General features: G+C 26.7%; 13 protein-coding genes, 1 other RNA gene and 1 pseudogene. 12 read left to right on the top strand and 3 right to left on the bottom strand.

Annotated elements, in window-relative coordinates; all coding sequences use genetic code 11:
• Positions 1 to 9: 9 nt before the first annotated feature.
• The 7 genes from rfaE2 (at position 10) to ssrA (ending at position 7,915) form a co-directional block, all read left to right on the top strand.
• Positions 10 to 471 (top strand): D-glycero-beta-D-manno-heptose 1-phosphate adenylyltransferase, encoded by a 462-nt coding sequence (gene rfaE2, locus T364_RS0101435; protein WP_051532596.1) that lies wholly within the window; start codon positions 10 to 12, stop codon positions 469 to 471.
• 8 nt (positions 472 to 479) lie between these two features.
• Positions 480 to 932, top strand: coding sequence for a tRNA (adenosine(37)-N6)-threonylcarbamoyltransferase complex ATPase subunit type 1 TsaE (gene tsaE, locus T364_RS0101430; protein WP_027127981.1), 453 nt, complete (start codon positions 480 to 482; stop codon positions 930 to 932).
• Positions 926 to 1,603 (top strand): tRNA (adenosine(37)-N6)-threonylcarbamoyltransferase complex dimerization subunit type 1 TsaB, encoded by a 678-nt coding sequence (gene tsaB, locus T364_RS0101425; RefSeq protein WP_027127980.1) that lies wholly within the window; start codon positions 926 to 928, stop codon positions 1,601 to 1,603. The genes tsaE and tsaB overlap by 7 nt, the downstream gene beginning before the upstream one ends.
• 88 nt (positions 1,604 to 1,691) lie before the next feature.
• Entirely contained in the window at positions 1,692 to 5,261 is a 3,570-nt protein-coding gene (locus T364_RS0101420) for an LPS-assembly protein LptD (protein ID WP_027127979.1), read from the top strand.
• A 40-nt stretch (positions 5,262 to 5,301) separates the two neighbouring features.
• Entirely contained in the window at positions 5,302 to 7,221 is a 1,920-nt protein-coding gene (gene thrS / locus T364_RS0101415; RefSeq protein WP_027127978.1) for a threonine--tRNA ligase, read from the top strand.
• Between the two features lie 62 nt (positions 7,222 to 7,283).
• The gene (locus tag T364_RS0101410; protein WP_027127977.1) at positions 7,284 to 7,469 is read left to right on the top strand and encodes a DUF4250 domain-containing protein; all 186 of its coding nucleotides are present in this window, start codon (positions 7,284 to 7,286) and stop codon (positions 7,467 to 7,469) included.
• 97 nt (positions 7,470 to 7,566) lie between these two features.
• Positions 7,567 to 7,915: a transfer-messenger RNA gene (ssrA, locus tag T364_RS11015) on the top strand.
• Here ssrA and T364_RS11335 read toward each other — a convergent pair.
• From T364_RS11335 to T364_RS0101400, 3 genes and pseudogenes are all read right to left on the bottom strand, one after another.
• The gene (locus tag T364_RS11335) at positions 7,894 to 8,028 is read right to left on the bottom strand and encodes a hypothetical protein (RefSeq protein WP_281172925.1); all 135 of its coding nucleotides are present in this window, start codon (positions 8,026 to 8,028) and stop codon (positions 7,894 to 7,896) included. The two genes, ssrA and T364_RS11335, sit on opposite strands and share 22 nt — an antisense overlap.
• A gap of 11 nt (positions 8,029 to 8,039) precedes the next feature.
• Positions 8,040 to 8,474 (bottom strand): annotated as a pseudogene (locus T364_RS0101405) (recombinase zinc ribbon domain-containing protein); the annotation flags it as partial.
• 382 nt (positions 8,475 to 8,856) lie between these two features.
• Positions 8,857 to 9,987, bottom strand: coding sequence for an ROK family protein (locus T364_RS0101400; protein WP_027127975.1), 1,131 nt, complete (start codon positions 9,985 to 9,987; stop codon positions 8,857 to 8,859).
• A 364-nt stretch (positions 9,988 to 10,351) separates the two neighbouring features.
• Between T364_RS0101400 and T364_RS0101395 the strand changes: the two genes are divergently transcribed.
• From T364_RS0101395 to T364_RS0101375, 5 genes are all read left to right on the top strand, one after another.
• A complete protein-coding gene (locus tag T364_RS0101395) occupies positions 10,352 to 11,659 on the top strand; it encodes a Na+/H+ antiporter family protein (protein ID WP_027127974.1) in 1,308 nt (435 codons plus the stop codon).
• A 47-nt stretch (positions 11,660 to 11,706) separates the two neighbouring features.
• The gene (gene hutH / locus T364_RS0101390; protein WP_027127973.1) at positions 11,707 to 13,245 is read left to right on the top strand and encodes a histidine ammonia-lyase; all 1,539 of its coding nucleotides are present in this window, start codon (positions 11,707 to 11,709) and stop codon (positions 13,243 to 13,245) included.
• A 25-nt stretch (positions 13,246 to 13,270) separates the two neighbouring features.
• A complete protein-coding gene (locus T364_RS0101385; RefSeq protein WP_027127972.1) occupies positions 13,271 to 15,298 on the top strand; it encodes a urocanate hydratase in 2,028 nt (675 codons plus the stop codon).
• A gap of 76 nt (positions 15,299 to 15,374) precedes the next feature.
• On the top strand, positions 15,375 to 16,634 hold the full coding sequence (gene hutI / locus T364_RS0101380; RefSeq protein WP_027127971.1) for an imidazolonepropionase: 1,260 nt from the start codon (positions 15,375 to 15,377) through the stop codon (positions 16,632 to 16,634).
• Positions 16,635 to 16,709: 75 nt separating this feature from the next.
• The coding region (locus T364_RS0101375; RefSeq protein ID WP_027127970.1) for a HutD family protein at positions 16,710 to 17,230 on the top strand (521 nt) is incomplete at its 3' end.

Raw genomic sequence — 17,230 nt, 5'->3', positions numbered from 1 at the left:
GGAGGAAAAATGTTAATAGACAGAGAATTTGGAAAACAATTAGTAGAAATGTTAAAAGCTCAAAATAAAAAAGTTGTTTTTACAAATGGATGTTTTGATATTTTACATGTAGGTCATCTAAGATATTTGAATGAAGCTAAAAGACAAGGAGATGTACTTATTGTAGGAGTTAATTCAGATAGTTCTGTAAAAAAATTAAAAGGAGAATCTCGTCCAATAAATAACCAATATGATAGAGCAGAAATGTTAGGAGGATTAAAAGCAGTAGATTTTACTGTAATTTTTGAAGAAGATACTCCAGAAGAATTAATTGCTTGTTTAAAACCTTCTATTCATGTAAAAGGTGGAGATTATACAAAAGATGACCTTCCTGAAACCAAAATAGTTGAAAGTTATGGTGGAGAAGTTAGAATTTTATCTTTTGTAGAGGGAAAATCTACTACAAATATAGTGAAAAAAATTCAAGGATAGGGATGTATATGGAAAAAATAATGTCATTTGCCGAAATAAATGATTTTTCTAAAAAATTGGCAAACTATGTTATGCCTGGAGATACAGTTGCTTTAATTGGAGATTTAGGAACAGGTAAAACAACTTTTAGTCAAAATTTTGCAAAAGAATTTGGTGTTACAGAAAATTTAAAAAGTCCAACTTTTAACTATGTGTTAGAATATTTTTCTGGAAAATTTCCTCTTTATCATTTTGATGTATATAGATTATCTACCCCAGAAGAAATTTATGAAGTAGGTTATGAAGATTATATAAATGGTGATGGAGTAATTTTAATAGAATGGGCTAATATAATCGAATCAGAACTTCCAAAAGAATATATTGAAATAAAATTTGAATATTTTGGTGAAAATACAAGAAAATTAAATATTTCTTTTATTGGAAATAAAGTAAGAGAAAAGGAGTTGTTAGAATTATGTTAATCTTAGGAATTGATACTTCTACAAATGTTGGAAGTATAGGAGTATATTCTGATAAAAAAGGATTACTAGGAGAAATAACAGTAAATATTAATAAAACTCATTCTGAAAACATTATGGTAATGGTTGACAATTTATTAAATCTTTTAGAAATAGATATAAAAGATATAGAAAAAATTGCTGTAAGTATAGGACCAGGTTCTTTTACAGGAATAAGAATAGGAGTAGCTGTTGCCAAAGGATTAGCTTTTGCAAATAATTGTAAAATAGTTGGAGTTAACGAACTTGATATTATTGCAGGAAATTCAACAAATAATGATTGTGAAATTTGTTCAATAATAGACGCTAGAAAAGAAAGAGGATATTACTGTAGTTTTAGATATGAAAATGAAACTTTAAAACAATTAGAAGAGTATCAAGTTGGAGAATTAAGAGAATATTTAGAAACTAGAAAAAATAAAAAAACTCTTTATTTAGGTGATGGAGCTATAAAATATAGAAGTTTGATTGAGGAGATTGTAGGAAAAGATAATTGTATTTTTACAAATAATTCTTTAAATTTACCTAGAGCAGGAGTTTTATGTGAAATTTCAAAAGATAGAGAAGATAATATCTATACAATGGAACCTATATATTTAAGTAAATCACAAGCAGAAAGAGAAAAGGAAAAATAATTTTAAGAAATTTTTTAGATGATATATAAAAAAAATCTTAATTATGATATAATTCAATAGTATGGATAATAATAAAAGGGGATTTTTTATGAAAAAAAGATATTATTTAATATTAGCTCTTGCTTTAATAGGAATGAAATCTTTTTCAAATGATATTAATCCTAATGAAAATGAAGTAGAAATTGATTTAACAACAGGACAAATTCAAGCTACTCAAGGGATAGATATTAATTATGGAGATGCTACTCTTAAAGTTTATGATGCTAGAAGAGATGAAAAAGCAGAAAAAATATATATTAATAAAGATTTTACATTAGAAACCAATTTTATTTCTGGAAATTTTAAAATAGAAGCTAAAAATGCTGAATTATCTACAAAAAATAGAGATGGTATATTTGGTGAAAGTTTTAGTTGGCTAGAAATTGGACAAGCAACAGGAGCAGAGAAACCAAATGATAAAATATATTTTGGTGGACAAAGAACTGTTATAAAAGATGAAAAAATTACAGTAGAAAATGCTTGGTTAACAACAGACCCTAAAGTAAATACCAATAGAGATAGAAAAGATTTAGGATACTATTTAACATTAGATAGTATTTATATTGAACCAGATAAGCAAGTAACCTTAAGAGGTGCTGATTTATATATTCAAGATTTTAATATTTTTCCTTATAAATTTCCATGGTTCCGTTTTAATATAAGACAAGGTTCTGAAGTACCATTATTCCCAGAGTGGGGAACTGATGAAAAATATGGATGGAATATAGCTTGGGGAACTCTTTATGAAAGTAAAGATAAAAAATTCAGAGGTGGATTTGCTCCAAAATTTGCTGATGAAATGGGAATATTAATAGGAAGATGGGAAAATTGGTATAAATTTGATAATATTGGAGAATCAAAATTAAATGTCACAGATTTTCTGATTTGGAGAAAAGAAGATGATAATAAGAAAAATGACATTGGAAGAGAAGATGAAAGTTTTGATGATAGATGGGATGTAGAATATACTCATAAATATAATGGTGAAAAAGGTCATTTTGATTTTGGATTTCAAAGTTTAACTTATAATATGAATGATGCTTTAAAAGATGTTATAGAAGATTATGATGCTCAAGGTAAATTTACTTATTATGACAAAGATGGAGTAAAACGAGAAGGAATTTTAGGAAATATTCCAGATATGGGAGATTATTCAAACTTCTATACACTTGATACATCTTTATCAAAGCTTGGAAAAAATCAAGATATATCTATTGAAGCAAAAGTTAAATTAACTGATGATAAAGAGGCTTATAAATATATAGTTTCAGACCAAATTAATGATATGGGATTTACCTCTCAAATAGATAATGATTTATTTTCAAATATAAAACTTACTCAAGATAATGATAATTATACTTTTAGTACTTACTATAATTATTTATATGATATGGATAAAGGTTCTAATATAAATGATGATAGAAGTAGAGGAGAAGATTTTGGATTTGGATTTACTGATAAGAAAAATAAAGTATCTTTATATTTTGATGAAGTAAATGGAGATAAATTTAGAAAACTTAACTCTTGGGAAAGAAACCCTAACTTAGGAGATTTAACTGAATACTTAATTCCAAATTTAAAAATAACTTATACTCCTTGGACTGTAGCAGAGTATGATGAATATAATTCTCAAAAATATGGAGCATCTTTTGGAGAATATGATTTTGTTGGAAATACTGATACTAAGCTTACATTAACTCATGATTATTCAGAAAAAAAATTAAACCAAAATAATGACCCATTTAGAGAAAAAGTTTTTGGAAATAATAGAGTTAGCCAATATAATAAATATGAAAATACTGTTTATGAAGAGATAGAAGAAAATAAAGCAACTATAGATATTTATTCTGGAATATTTGATGTAGCTTTCTTTGGTGGAAATTATAAAGAAACTATTGAAACTAGAGAGGGAAGTTATAATGGAACTTCTAGAGTTTTTGAAAATGAATCTGATTTTTATGGTTTAGGATTATCTAAAAAAGATATCTCTTTAGAAAAATTAGGAACTGTAGATATTTATGGAGATATTAGAAAAGATGATTTTACAGATGGTAAAGGAACTATAAATAATGATTCAATAACAAAATATGATGCTGGAATTAATCATAATATTTCTAGTGAAAATTTTGAAAATAAATTAGGTGTTTATTATCAAGATTATACATATGATGGAGAAGATTCTCAAGAGTATGGAAGACTTATTAATAAAAATAGTACTTTAAAAGTTAATGAAGATTTTTCCATAACAACAGGAAAATTAGAAACTGTTTATAGTGGAGAGTATGAAAAGGCTGAAAAAGCATATTCAAATGACAAGGCTTTTGATAGCTTAAAAAATACTTTAGACTTTAAATATAATGATGAAAAAGTTATATCTTTCTACTATAATGAAAATGATAGATATTCATATAAAAAACCATATGATTATAATTCTTTAAATAATGAAAATTATAATGATTTATCAAATAAAGATTATGGTGTAACCTTATATAAAGGAAATCATTCATTCTATTATAAAAATCAAAGTATTGATTATTTAGCTGTAGATTTAAAAATAAAAAATTCTGATAATAAAATTTATGATGATTTGAATGAAGAAATTAGAGAAAATATTTATGGATATGCTTATTCATTTAGTAAAGATAAAAAACTTACATTACAATATACTGAGGGTACAGATAAAGCCAAATTAGATAAAGATGATGTTTTAGATATAAAAAATAGACTTTATACAGTAGCATATCAGACAGGAACAGAAGTTCAACATTTTATAAGCACAACTTATGGAGATTATCAAGGTAATTATGTTGATATTAAGAAAACTTCTGAAGGAATGAATACTCAATATAATAGTGATATAATTTCTTTAAGATACAGTTTTAAAGATAAGAGATTATCAGAAGAAGAATTAAGATATTATGCAAGTAAAGAATTTGGAAAATCTAAAGACGAAGTAACTCCATTTGATATTTCTAGAATGAGAGAGATTTTTGAAAGAAATGAAGCTAGAACTACAATGTTTAATTTAGGAAAGTCTATTGATGAAAGAATAAATTATTATGGAGATTATAAAAGAAGTTTAGATTTATCTCTATCTCTTGAAAGAGATAAGAGTGATAAAATTTCTGGAGATTATTGGGATGCTTTAAAAGAATTTAAAGTTGGATTATTCTATTCACAAAATAGAATTGGATTAGGATATACTTATTCAGAAGCAGCTGATTTTAATACTAATGGAATTAGAAAAGTAACCGAGAAAGAACATGAATTTAGTTTCCATGCTAAGATAGGAAAACCTAGTGAGGGATGGAGAACTAAAATGTATATTCAATTCTATGATAATGTAGATACAGTAAGAGAAGTTAATAACTTTATAGATGAAGCAGGAATTGAAATTGGAAAAGAGATGGGATACTATGAATGGTCTGTTGCTTATATAAGAGATTACAGTATCTCTACAAGAGATTATGAATGGAGAGCAGCTCTTCAATTTACACTTCTTACTTTCCCTGACAATACAATATTTAGTATTGGTGCTAAAGATAATAGAGGAGAAAATGGAAAACTATCTTTAGATGGAAATATTCTTAGTGGAATAGAAGTAGAAGATATTGAATAAAAAATAAAAATTTAAGAAAATTTTATAGAAGGAGAAAAAAATGAAAGTAGAATTAATGGATGGAAGCATAAAAGAATTTGAAAAAGCAGAAAATATGTTTGTCATAGCTAAATCTATAAGTAATTCTTTAGTAAAAAAATCTGTTGCTGCTAAAGTTGACGGAGAACTAAAAGATATGTCTTATGTTTTAGACCATGACGCAAAAGTAGAATTTGTAACTATGGATACAGAAGAGGGAGAACATATAATCAGACACTCAGCAGCTCACTTAATGGCTCAAGCAGTTGTTAGATTATTCCCAGGAACAAAAGTAACAATAGGACCAGCTATAGAAAATGGTTTCTATTATGACTTTGATTCAGAAGAACAATTTACTCCAGAAGACTTAGAAAAAATTGAAGCTGAAATGAAAAAAATAGCTAAAGAAGATTTAAAAATCGAAAGAGTTATGATGACTAGAGAAGAAGCTATAAAACATTTTGAAGAGTTAGGAGAAATTTATAAAGTTGAAATTATAAAAGAAATTGCAAAAGGAGATGAACTTTCTTTCTACAAACAAGGAGAGTTTATGGACCTTTGTAGAGGACCTCATGTTCCATCAACATCATATATTAAAGCATTCAAATTAAAATCAGTTGCTGGAGCTTATTGGAGAGGTGACGCAAAAAATAAAATGCTTCAAAGAATATATGGTTTAGCATTTTCAAATAATGATAAATTAAAAGATTATTTAGTATTCTTAGAAGAAGCTGAAAAAAGAGACCACAGAAGATTAGGAAAAGAATTAGAATTATTCTTTGTAAGTGAATATGGACCAGGATTCCCAATCTTCTTACCAAAAGGAATGGTATTAAAAAATACTCTAATAGACTTATGGAGAAGAGAGCATAAAAAAGCTGGATATGTAGAAATTCAAACTCCTACAATGTTAAATAAAGAGTTATGGGAAACTTCAGGACACTGGTTTAACTACAGAGAAAATATGTATACTACTTCAATAGATGAAACAGATTTTGCTATAAAACCAATGAACTGCCCAGGTGGAGTTATAACTTATAAAAATAAAATTCACTCTTATAAAGATTTACCAGAAAGAGTTGGAGAATTAGGACATGTACATAGACATGAATTCTCAGGAGCTTTACATGGATTAATGAGAGTTAGAGCATTTACTCAAGATGACGCTCATATATTTATGACTCCAGACCAAATTCAAGATGAAATTATAGGAGTTGTACAATTAATAGATAAATTCTATAGAGGAATATTTGGATTTGATTATTCAATAGAGTTATCAACAAAACCAGAAAAAGCTATTGGAGCTCAAGAAATTTGGGATAAAGCAGAAGCTGGATTAAAAGGAGCTTTAGAAAAAATAGGTGTTCCTTATAAATTAAATCCTGGAGATGGAGCTTTCTATGGACCTAAATTAGACTTCAAAATTAAAGACGCTATTGGAAGAACTTGGCAATGTGGAACAATTCAATTAGACTTCAACTTACCAGAAAGATTTGATATTAACTACATTGGTGAAGATGGAGAAAAACATAGACCAGTAATGATTCATAGAGTTGTTTATGGTTCAATAGAAAGATTTATAGGAATCTTAATAGAACACTATGCTGGAGCTTTCCCTATGTGGTTAGCACCTACTCAAGTTAAAATATTAACTCTTAACGACGAAGTAATTCCTTATGCAAAAGAAGTTATGGCTATGTTAGAAGAGAAAAATATAAGAGTAGAATTAGATGATAGAGCTGAAACAATAGGTTACAAAATTAGAGAAGCAAATGGAAAATATAAAATTCCTATGCAACTTGTAATTGGAAAAGCAGAAGCTGAAAATAGAGAGGTTAATGTAAGAAGATTTGGAGAAAAAGACCAAAAAACTATGAAATTAGAAGATTTCATTCCTTATGCTATTGATGAAGCTACTTTAAAAATAAAAGAAAATTTATAATATTATAATAAAAACTGCTGATTAAATTTTAGTCAGCAGTTTTTTAAAAGGAGAAAAATAAAATGAATTTTATAAAAATGGATATAAATATAGCTTATAGTATGATAAATATGAAATTGAGAGATTTTTATTCATCACTTGATAGTCTATGTGAAGATATGGATATTGATAAAAATGAACTTGTAGAACATTTCGAAAAAAATGGTTATATTTATGATGAAAGCAAAAATCAATTTTCTTTAAAATAAAATTAGAAAAATTTTTATTTTTACTTATAATGTGCTTAATATAATTTATTTGACAAAAAAAATTAAAAATAGTATAATATATTTCTAAATTATATGTGGGGATGCAAAGGTTTCGACAGGGCCATGAGGTCATAGGTAGCAGGCCAGGATGATCGCTGTGAGAGATCAACTCATCGTTTAGATGGAAATAACGAATACGCTTTAGCTGCTTAGTTGTCAGCTCACCTCTGTTTTTTCTGTTCTGTGGGAGAAAACTTTCGAGGTGTTACCAATACACAGATTACCTATTGTGATTTCTCTAAACAATTAGGGACATTTTAGAGGATAGCTTTAGTTAGCCCTGTCTGTGGGAGTAACTATTGCGAAATTTAATAGCAGACTAAGCTTGTAGAAGCTTATGGTGCTTATTGTTTTGGACACGGGTTCAATTCCCGTCATCTCCACCAACCTTAGCAATTTTTTCATCAAGAGGAAATAATCTTAAGTTTATTTGAATAGTATCTTTAAAGAGAATTATTTTCTCAATGAATGTAAATATAATATTTTGTAAAATTGTCATATCTGATGATTCTATTTTTTTGCAAGTTTTTCAAGGTATTTAAAGACTTTATCACGATTCAAGAATTTCGTATCAAATTCCAATTTTATTAAATTTTCTTTATGATTTAAAATTTCTTCGTCAAAAAGTGTTTTTTTCTTGATATATTCTTTATTATTTAAAACACCATTCAAATTATAATTTAAAATTTTATCTTTTTGAAGTTGTAATTTTTCTATTTCTTTTTTTATTCTTATTATTTTCTTTTGTGTATTTAGATAATTTTCTTTTAAATAATTATAAACTTTATCAGAAATTATATTCATTTGTGTAGGTGTAAAGATATTTTCTTTTAAAGCTTCTATAACTAAAGTTTCTAAAATTTCTTTTCTAATAGCTGTATTGGTACATTTATTTACTTTATCTTTTCTTCTTCTACACAAATAACCTCTTGAAACTTCGCCATTTCTATTAACAGTTCTATATTATTTTCTAGTATTTTTGAATCCTTTTATATTAAAAAATAATAAATTTGAATATTTATAATTTTTAATATAAATTATAAAGTATAAAAAGTATTATAAAAAATTAAAAAGTAAAAATTATAATTTAATAGAATATTATAAAATATTTTGAGAATATTAGATATTATTTAAGAGAAGAATATTGAATTATTTATAAGATTTTCAGACTTATTTTAAGTAAAAAATAATAAATTTTAATAATTATTTTTTAGTTAATAGATAAAATAGAAGGGAAAATATTAAAATTATAGAAAAGATTAGAGAGAAGTTTTAATAACTAAATTATTTTTTATTAAGAGCCTAGAAAAGGCTCTTATATAAAAAATTAAATTATTTTATCTAATATAGGAAACATAGCAGCTCCTATGATACTTCCATTTTCATTTAAAGATGAAAACACTATGGTTTCTTTACCACGATAAAAAATATGATTTTTATATATTTTTTCAATTAATTTATCAGCTATATATTCTTTATAAATAGAAATATTACCAGAAATTATTAATTTTTCTGGATTTGAAAAGAATAAAATATTTTTTATTCCAATTGCTAGGTATTCTAAATAATTATCTATGAGAGAAGCACCTATATTAGTTTCATGATATTTTAAATCAAAAATTTCATTATAAGTTTTAATAGAGGGAAAATATTTTTGGAAGTCATTAAGTAAAACTTTATCTGAAACATAAGTTCCCCAACATCCATGTGTTCCACATTCACATAATTTGCCATTTGATTCTATAACCATATGATGAAGTCTTCCAGCTTTAAAAAAGAGAGTATTATTTAAAGAATCTTGATGGAAACTGCTAATTCCAACATATTCATTTATAGTTAAAACTGTAAAGCTTGAATAAATATAATTATTAGTTAAAAATGCTTCAGCAATGGCAGACAAATTTGATTCATTTTCTATTAATACAGGAATGTGAAATAAATTTTTAAGTTCTTCAATAAAAGAAAGAACAATTTTTTCTTTAGAAGAAAATTCTATAAAGTTATACTCTTCACTAACAATCCCTGGAACAGATATTCCTATACCTATTAATTTCTTTTTTATATTAGGATTAATTTCATTCAAAAAATCTTTAGTAGAATTTAAAAGTTCATTTCTTCGATCAGATGTTTGTAATTCATAAATTTGTTGTTTTAGAATTTTTCCAATTGCATTAGTTAGGATAAATTTAATTTTTGTAGAAGAAGCCAAAATTCCTATCGAATAACAAAAGTTTTCATTAAGTTCATATTCCATTGCTTTTCTTCCAACACCAGTTCCAACTTTCTGGCTTTCAAAAATTATATTTTGTTTTAAAAAAGAGTTAATAATTTTTTTTACAGTTGGAAATGTAATATTGAGATTTTCAGCAATATCATTTATTACAAAAGATTTTTTCTTTTCAAAGATATATTTAAAAATATTATTTTTGTTAGATTCTTTTACTTTTTTCTGATACATAATATTCTCCTTTTTTCATATTATATAACATTTAGATAAAATATTCAAATGCAACTCTAATTATAATCTTATTGTATATATTTTGAATTATATATTTAAAATATGTTCAAAATATATTTTTTATATTTGAGTTTTATAAAAAATAATGATATAAATATAACAGAATTATTAAAATCATTTTAATAATATGAATGATCAATCTTTTGATATCAATGATATAAATATTTATTTGCTAAACAATTATTAAAATGATTTAAAAAAATGAAATATATAAGGACTGAAATGTAATAAAAAAATAATATAAATAATTATTTTTTTTAAACAATTATTAAAATGATTTTAAAAATTATAAAGGGGGTTTAGAATGTTATTATTTAATCCAGTAGTAATTTCAGTTATAGTTATGGGAATATTATGTTTATTACGATTGAATGTGATGCTTTCTATGATTGTAGCTTCATTAGTAGCCGGGATGATGTCAGGAATGGGACTAGGACTGACCATGAAATATTTAGTTGCTGGAATGGGAGGAAATTCTGAAACAGCACTAAGTTATATTTTATTAGGAACTTTAGCAGTAGCAATAAATCAAACAGGATTAGCTAGTATAATGTCTAAAAAAATAGCTAATTTAGTTAATGGTAGAAAAAAAGTTTTAATATTATTAATAGCTTTTTTAGCTTGTTTTTCACAAAATTTAATACCAGTTCACATTGCTTTTATACCAATTCTTATTCCACCGTTATTAAAAATGATGAATCATTTGAAGATTGATAGAAGAGCAGTTGCATGTGCTTTAACATTTGGAGTAAAAGTTCCTTATATAGTCTTACCAGTAGGATTTGGATTAATTTTTCATACTATAGTTAAAGAACAATTAAATGCAAATGGTTATAATATAACATTAGATCAAGTTTGGAAATCTAATTGGTTTTTGGGAATTGCAATGTTATTAGGATTATTAATAGCAGTATTTATAACTTATAGAAAAGATAGAGAATATCAAGATTTACCATTAAAAGGTTTTACAGAAGATAAAAATATTCCAGACCATATGACAAAAGAACATTGGATAACATTAGGGGCAGCTATTTTAGCTTTTGGAGTTCAATTGATAACTGGTTCTTTACCTCTGGGAGCAATAGCAGCTTTAATAGTAATGATGATTTTTAGAGTAATAAATTTAAAAGAAATAGATAATTTATTAAATGGTGGAGTAATGATAATGGGACTTATAGCATTTGTAATGTTAGTAGCGGCTGGATATGGAAATGTTATCAGAGAAACGAATGCGATACCAGTATTAGTTGAAGGAGTTGTATCTATAATTGGAACAAATAAATTAATAGCATCATTTGTAATGTTAACAGTTGGACTTTTTGTATCAATAGGCTTGGGAAGTTCATTTGGAACTATACCAATTTTAGCTGTAATTTATTGTCCTTTGGCATTAAAACTAGGATTTTCTCCTACAGCAATGATAATATTAATAACTACAGCAGGAGCGTTAGGAGATGCTGGATCTCCTGCATCAGATTCTACTCTTGGGCCTACATCAGGATTGAATGCTGATGGACAACATCAACATATAACAGATACATGTATACCTACTTTTAGTCATTATACAGTATTGTTATTTATTTTTGGATTAATAGGAGCAACAATATTTTAAATAATATAATGAATATATAATAAAAAATTTAAGGAGGTCATGGGGTTATGTCAATACTTATGATAGGAGATAAAAAACTAACTCTAGAAGATTTAATTAATGTTACAAGAAAAGGTTATCAAGTGGAAATATCAGAAAGTGCTTATGAAAAAATAGCTAGAGCAAGAAAATTGGTAGATACTTATGTAGAAGAAAAAAGAGTTTCTTATGGAATAACAACAGGATTTGGAAAATTTTGTGATACAGTAGTTTCAAAAGAAGAAACAGGTATTTTACAAAAAAATTTAATAATGAGTCATTCTTGTGGAGTTGGAAATCCTTTACCAATAGATGTAGTTAGAGGAATTATGCTTTTAAGAGTAGTAAATCTAACAAAAGGATATTCAGGAGCTAGAAAAATTACAGTAGATACTTTAGTTGAAATGTTAAATAAAGGAGTAACTCCATTTGTTCCAGAGAAAGGTTCTTTAGGTGCATCAGGAGATTTAGCACCTTTATCTCATATTGTTTTAGTAATGTTGGGATTAGGAAAAGCTTATTATCAAGGTGTATTAATGGACGGTAAAGAAGCTATGGAAAAAGGTGGAGTAAAAATATTACCTGAACTTTCTTCAAAAGAAGGATTGGCATTAATAAATGGAACTCAAGTTATGACTTCAGTTGGAGCTCATGTAACATATGATGCAATAAATTTAATGAAACATTTAGATTTAGCAGGGGCTTTAACAATAGAGGCTTTAAATGGAATTACTTGTGCTTTTGATCCAAGAGTTCATGAAATCAGAGGACACCAAGGACAAATAAGAACAGCAGAAAATTTTAGAAGAATTTTAGAAGGAAGTAGAAATACTACAAAACAAGGACAATTAAGAGTTCAAGATCCATATGTATTGAGATGTATACCACAAATTCATGGAGCTAGTAAAGATGCTTTAGAATATTTAAGATATAAAGTAGAAATGGAAATGGATGCAGTAACAGATAATCCGATTATTTTCTGTGAAACAGATGATGTTATATCTGGAGGAAATTTTCATGGACAACCAATGGCTTTAATATTTGATTATTTAGGAATAGCAATATCAGAAATGGCAAATGTTTCAGAAAGAAGAATAGAAAGATTAGTAAATCCTAATTTAAATTTTGGATTACCAGCATTTTTAGTAGAAAATGGGGGAGTAAATTCAGGATTTATGATAGTTCAATATGCAGCAGCAGCTGTAGTGTCAGAAAATAAGGTTTTAGCACATCCTGCTTCAGTAGATTCGATTCCTTCATCAGCAAATCAAGAGGATCATGTTTCAATGGGAACTATTGCAGCAAGAAAAGCTGGAGAAATATTAAAAAATGCAAGAAAAGTAATTGCAATGGAAATGTTATGTGCTTGTCAAGGAGTAGATCTTAGAAAAGCCCAAGATAAATTAGGAGAAGGTACTAGAGATGCATATAGATTAGTAAGAGAAAAAGTATCATATTATGATGCAGATAGAGTTATGCATTTAGATATAGATTCAGTAGAAAATTTAATAGAAAGTAATAAAGTAGTAGAGGCAGTAGAAAAAGTAATAGGAGAAATGAAAATATAATAATAAAAAAATTAGGAGGAAAAATATGATGAATAAAGAAATATTTGAAAATATGTCAATAAAATTAGAGGCTTGTGATATACCAGAGGTTATACCAAAGTTAGATCCTAAGTATAGAAGAGCACCAAAAAGAGTAGTACATTTAGAAAAAGATGAGATAGAGTTAGCTTTAAAAAATGCTTTAAGATATATACCAGAAGAATATCATGAAAAATTAGCACCAGAATTTTTAGATGAACTTATGGAACATGGAAGAATTTATGGATATAGATTTAGACCAGCTGGAAGAATTTATGGAAAACCTATTGATGAATATAAAGGAAAATGTATAGAAGGAAAAGCTATGCAAGTTATGATAGATAATAACTTGGATTTTGAAATAGCATTATATCCTTATGAATTAGTAACTTATGGAGAAACAGGACAAGTATGTCAAAACTGGATGCAATATAGATTGATAAAAAAATATCTAGAAAATTTAACACAAGATCAAACACTTGTAGTTGCATCAGGACATCCAACAGGATTATTTAGATCAAAACCAGATGCACCAAGAGCAATAATTACTAATGCATTAATGGTTGGAGCATTTGATGATTATGATAACTGGGCAAGGGCAGCAGCAATTGGAGTAGCAAACTATGGACAAATGACAGCAGGAGGATGGATGTACATAGGACCACAAGGAATAGTTCATGGAACATATTCAACAATACTTAATGCAGCAAGACTATTCTGTGGAGTTCCTAATGATGGAGATTTAACAGGAAAATTATTTGTAACATCAGGATTAGGAGGAATGAGTGGAGCTCAAGGAAAAGCTACAGTAATAGCTAAAGGAGTTGGAATAGTAGCAGAAGTTGATATTTCAAGAATTCAGACAAGATTATCTCAAGGATGGGTAGATGAAATAATTGCAGATCCAGCGAAAGCTTTTGAAGTAGCAAAGGAAAAATTAGAAAGTAAAACTCCTTATGCAATAGCATTTCATGGAAATATAGTTGATTTATTAGAATATGCAGATAAAAATAATATTCATATAGATTTACTTTCAGATCAAACTTCCTGTCATGCTGTTTATGATGGAGGATATTGTCCAGCAGGAATAAGTTTTGAAGAAAGAACAAGATTATTGGCAGAAGATAGAGTAGAATTTAATAGATTAGTAAATGAAACATTAAGAAGACATTATCATGTAATTAAAAATCTTACTGAAAAAGGAGTATATTTCTTTGACTATGGAAATAGTTTCTTAAAATCATTATATGATATAGGAATAAAAGAAATTTCTAAGAATGGAAGAGACGATAAAGGAGGATTTATATTCCCTTCTTATGTAGAAGATATATTAGGACCTGAATTATTTGATTATGGTTATGGACCATTTAGATGGGTTTGCTTATCTGGTAAAAAAGAAGACTTATTGAAAACAGATAAAGCTGCTTTAGAATTAGTTGATCCAAATAGAAGATATCAAGATAGAGATAATTATATGTGGATAAAAAATGCTGATGAAAATGGTTTAGTAGTAGGAACTCAAGCAAGAATTTTTTATCAAGATGCTATGAGTAGAACAAATATAGCTCTTAAATTCAATGAAATGATCAGAAATGGAGAAATAGGTCCAGTTATGTTGGGAAGAGATCATCATGATGTGTCAGGAACAGATTCTCCATTTAGAGAAACTTCAAATATTAAAGATGGAAGTAATATAATGGCTGATATGGCAACTCAATGTTTTGCTGGAAATGCTGCAAGAGGGATGTCAATGATAGCACTTCATAATGGTGGAGGAGTTGGAATTGGAAAATCTATAAATGGTGGATTTGGAATGGTTCTTGATGGAAGTCATAGAGTAGATGAAATATTAATGCAAGCGATGCCTTGGGATGTAATGGGAGGAGTGGCAAGAAGAGCTTGGGCAAGAAATTCTCATTCGATAGAAACAGTTATAAAATATAATCAAGATAATAAAGGTACAGACCATATTACTTTACCTTACATAGCTAATGAAAAATTTATTCAAAAATTAGTTGAAGAAAAAATTAAATAGTAAAAAGTCATAATGATAAAGAATGAGAGACAGATTAATCTGCCTCTTATTCTTGTAATATAATTAAGGAGGAATTATGAAAGCTGATTTAATAGTGTATAATATAGGGACTTTAGTAACATCTAAAGAATTAGAAAGGAAAAGTATAGGAGATATGGAAAATATAGAAGTTTTAAAAAATGCCTATATTGCAATAGAAAAAGAAAATATAATTTCAATAGGAGAAGGGAATTACCCTGTAGAATTAAAAGATGAAAAAACAGAATTATTTAATGCAGAAGGAAAAGTTATTACCCCAGGTATAGTTGATTCACATACACACTTAGTTCATTATGGTTCAAGAGAAAATGAATTACCATTAAAAATAAAGGGAGTACCCTATTTAGAAATATTAAAACAAGGAGGAGGAATATTAAGTACAGTAAGAAATACAAGAGAAGCTTCTAAGGAACAATTGTTTAATAAAGCTTATGAAGTTTTAAATAGAATGGCTAAATTTGGAGTTACAACTGTAGAAAGTAAAAGTGGATATGGATTAAATATGGAAACAGAAATAAAACAATTGGAAGTAAATAAAGAATTAAATAAAAAACATCCATTAGAAATTATTTCTACATTTTTAGGAGCCCATGCTGTTCCAGAAGAATATATTAATGATAAGAAAAAATATATAGAAGAAATTATAAAAATGTTAAAAAAAGTAAAAGAAAAAGATTTAGCAGAATTTTGTGATATATTCTGTGAAGATAGTGTTTTTGATATAGAAGAAAGTAGATATATTTTAAATGAGGCTAAAAAAGAAGGTTTTAAATTAAAGATACATGCAGATGAAATAGTTTCATTAGGAGGAGCAGAGCTTGCTGGAGAATTACAAACTGTTTCAGCAGAACATTTAATGGCTATAAGTGATAAAGGAATAGATGAATTAGTTAAGAATAAAGTTATTGCAAATATTTTACCAGCAACATCTTTTAATCTAGGAAAAAATTATGCTCCTGTAAGAAAAATGATAAATAAAGGTGTAACAGTTGCTTTATCAACAGATTATAATCCAGGTTCTTGTCCTTGTGAAAATATACAATTTGTGATGAATATAGCTTCTGCTCAGATAAAAATGACCCCATTAGAAATAATAAAAGCTACAACTATAAATGGAGCAAAAGCTATTAAAAAAGAAAATAAAATAGGAAGTTTAGAAGTAGGAAAACAAGCTGATTTTATTATATATGATACTCATAATTTAAATTATATATTTTATAATATAGGGATAAATCATGTAAATGATGTATTTAAAAAAGGAAAAATTATAGTAAAAAATAAGAAATTAGTTTTTTAAAAATATAAGATAATCTTAATTTTCTAAATGTTACAGTTATTTTTACATAAAATTATTAAAAATTAAGGAGAAAAGATGTTTAAAATTTTAAAAGAAAAAGATAGAGTAATTAGTAATTGGAGTGGAGGAGTTACAAAACAATTATATATTTATCCAGAAGATTCTACTTATCAAGAAAGAAATTTTAAATTTAGAATAAGTATAGCTACAACAGAATTAGAAAATTCTACTTTTACAAAATTAGAAAATACTCACAGAGTAATATCAATTTTAGATGGAAAAATGGAGTTAGAACACAAAAATCATCATAATATAACTTTAGAAAAATATCAAATAGATAGATTTGAAGGAGATTGGGATACTTTTTCTAAAGGTAAAGTTACAGATTTTAATCTTATGATAAAAGATGGTAGTGGAGATTTTTTCTTTAAAGAGATAGAAAAAGAAGAAAATATAATATTTTCTGAAAAAGATTTATTAGGATTTGTATTTTGTATATCTGGAACCTTATTAGTAGATAACAATGAATTAAAAAGTGGTGAAATATTAATAACAGATAATAAAAAAATAAAAATACAAAATAATGGAAAAATATT

Origin of the sequence: Fusobacterium perfoetens ATCC 29250 (genome assembly GCF_000622245.1) — a bacterium.
GTDB lineage: Bacteria > Fusobacteriota > Fusobacteriia > Fusobacteriales > Fusobacteriaceae > Fusobacterium_B > Fusobacterium_B perfoetens.
Note: the sequence above shows the minus strand (reverse complement) of the source record. Positions and strands in the feature narration are given on the sequence as shown.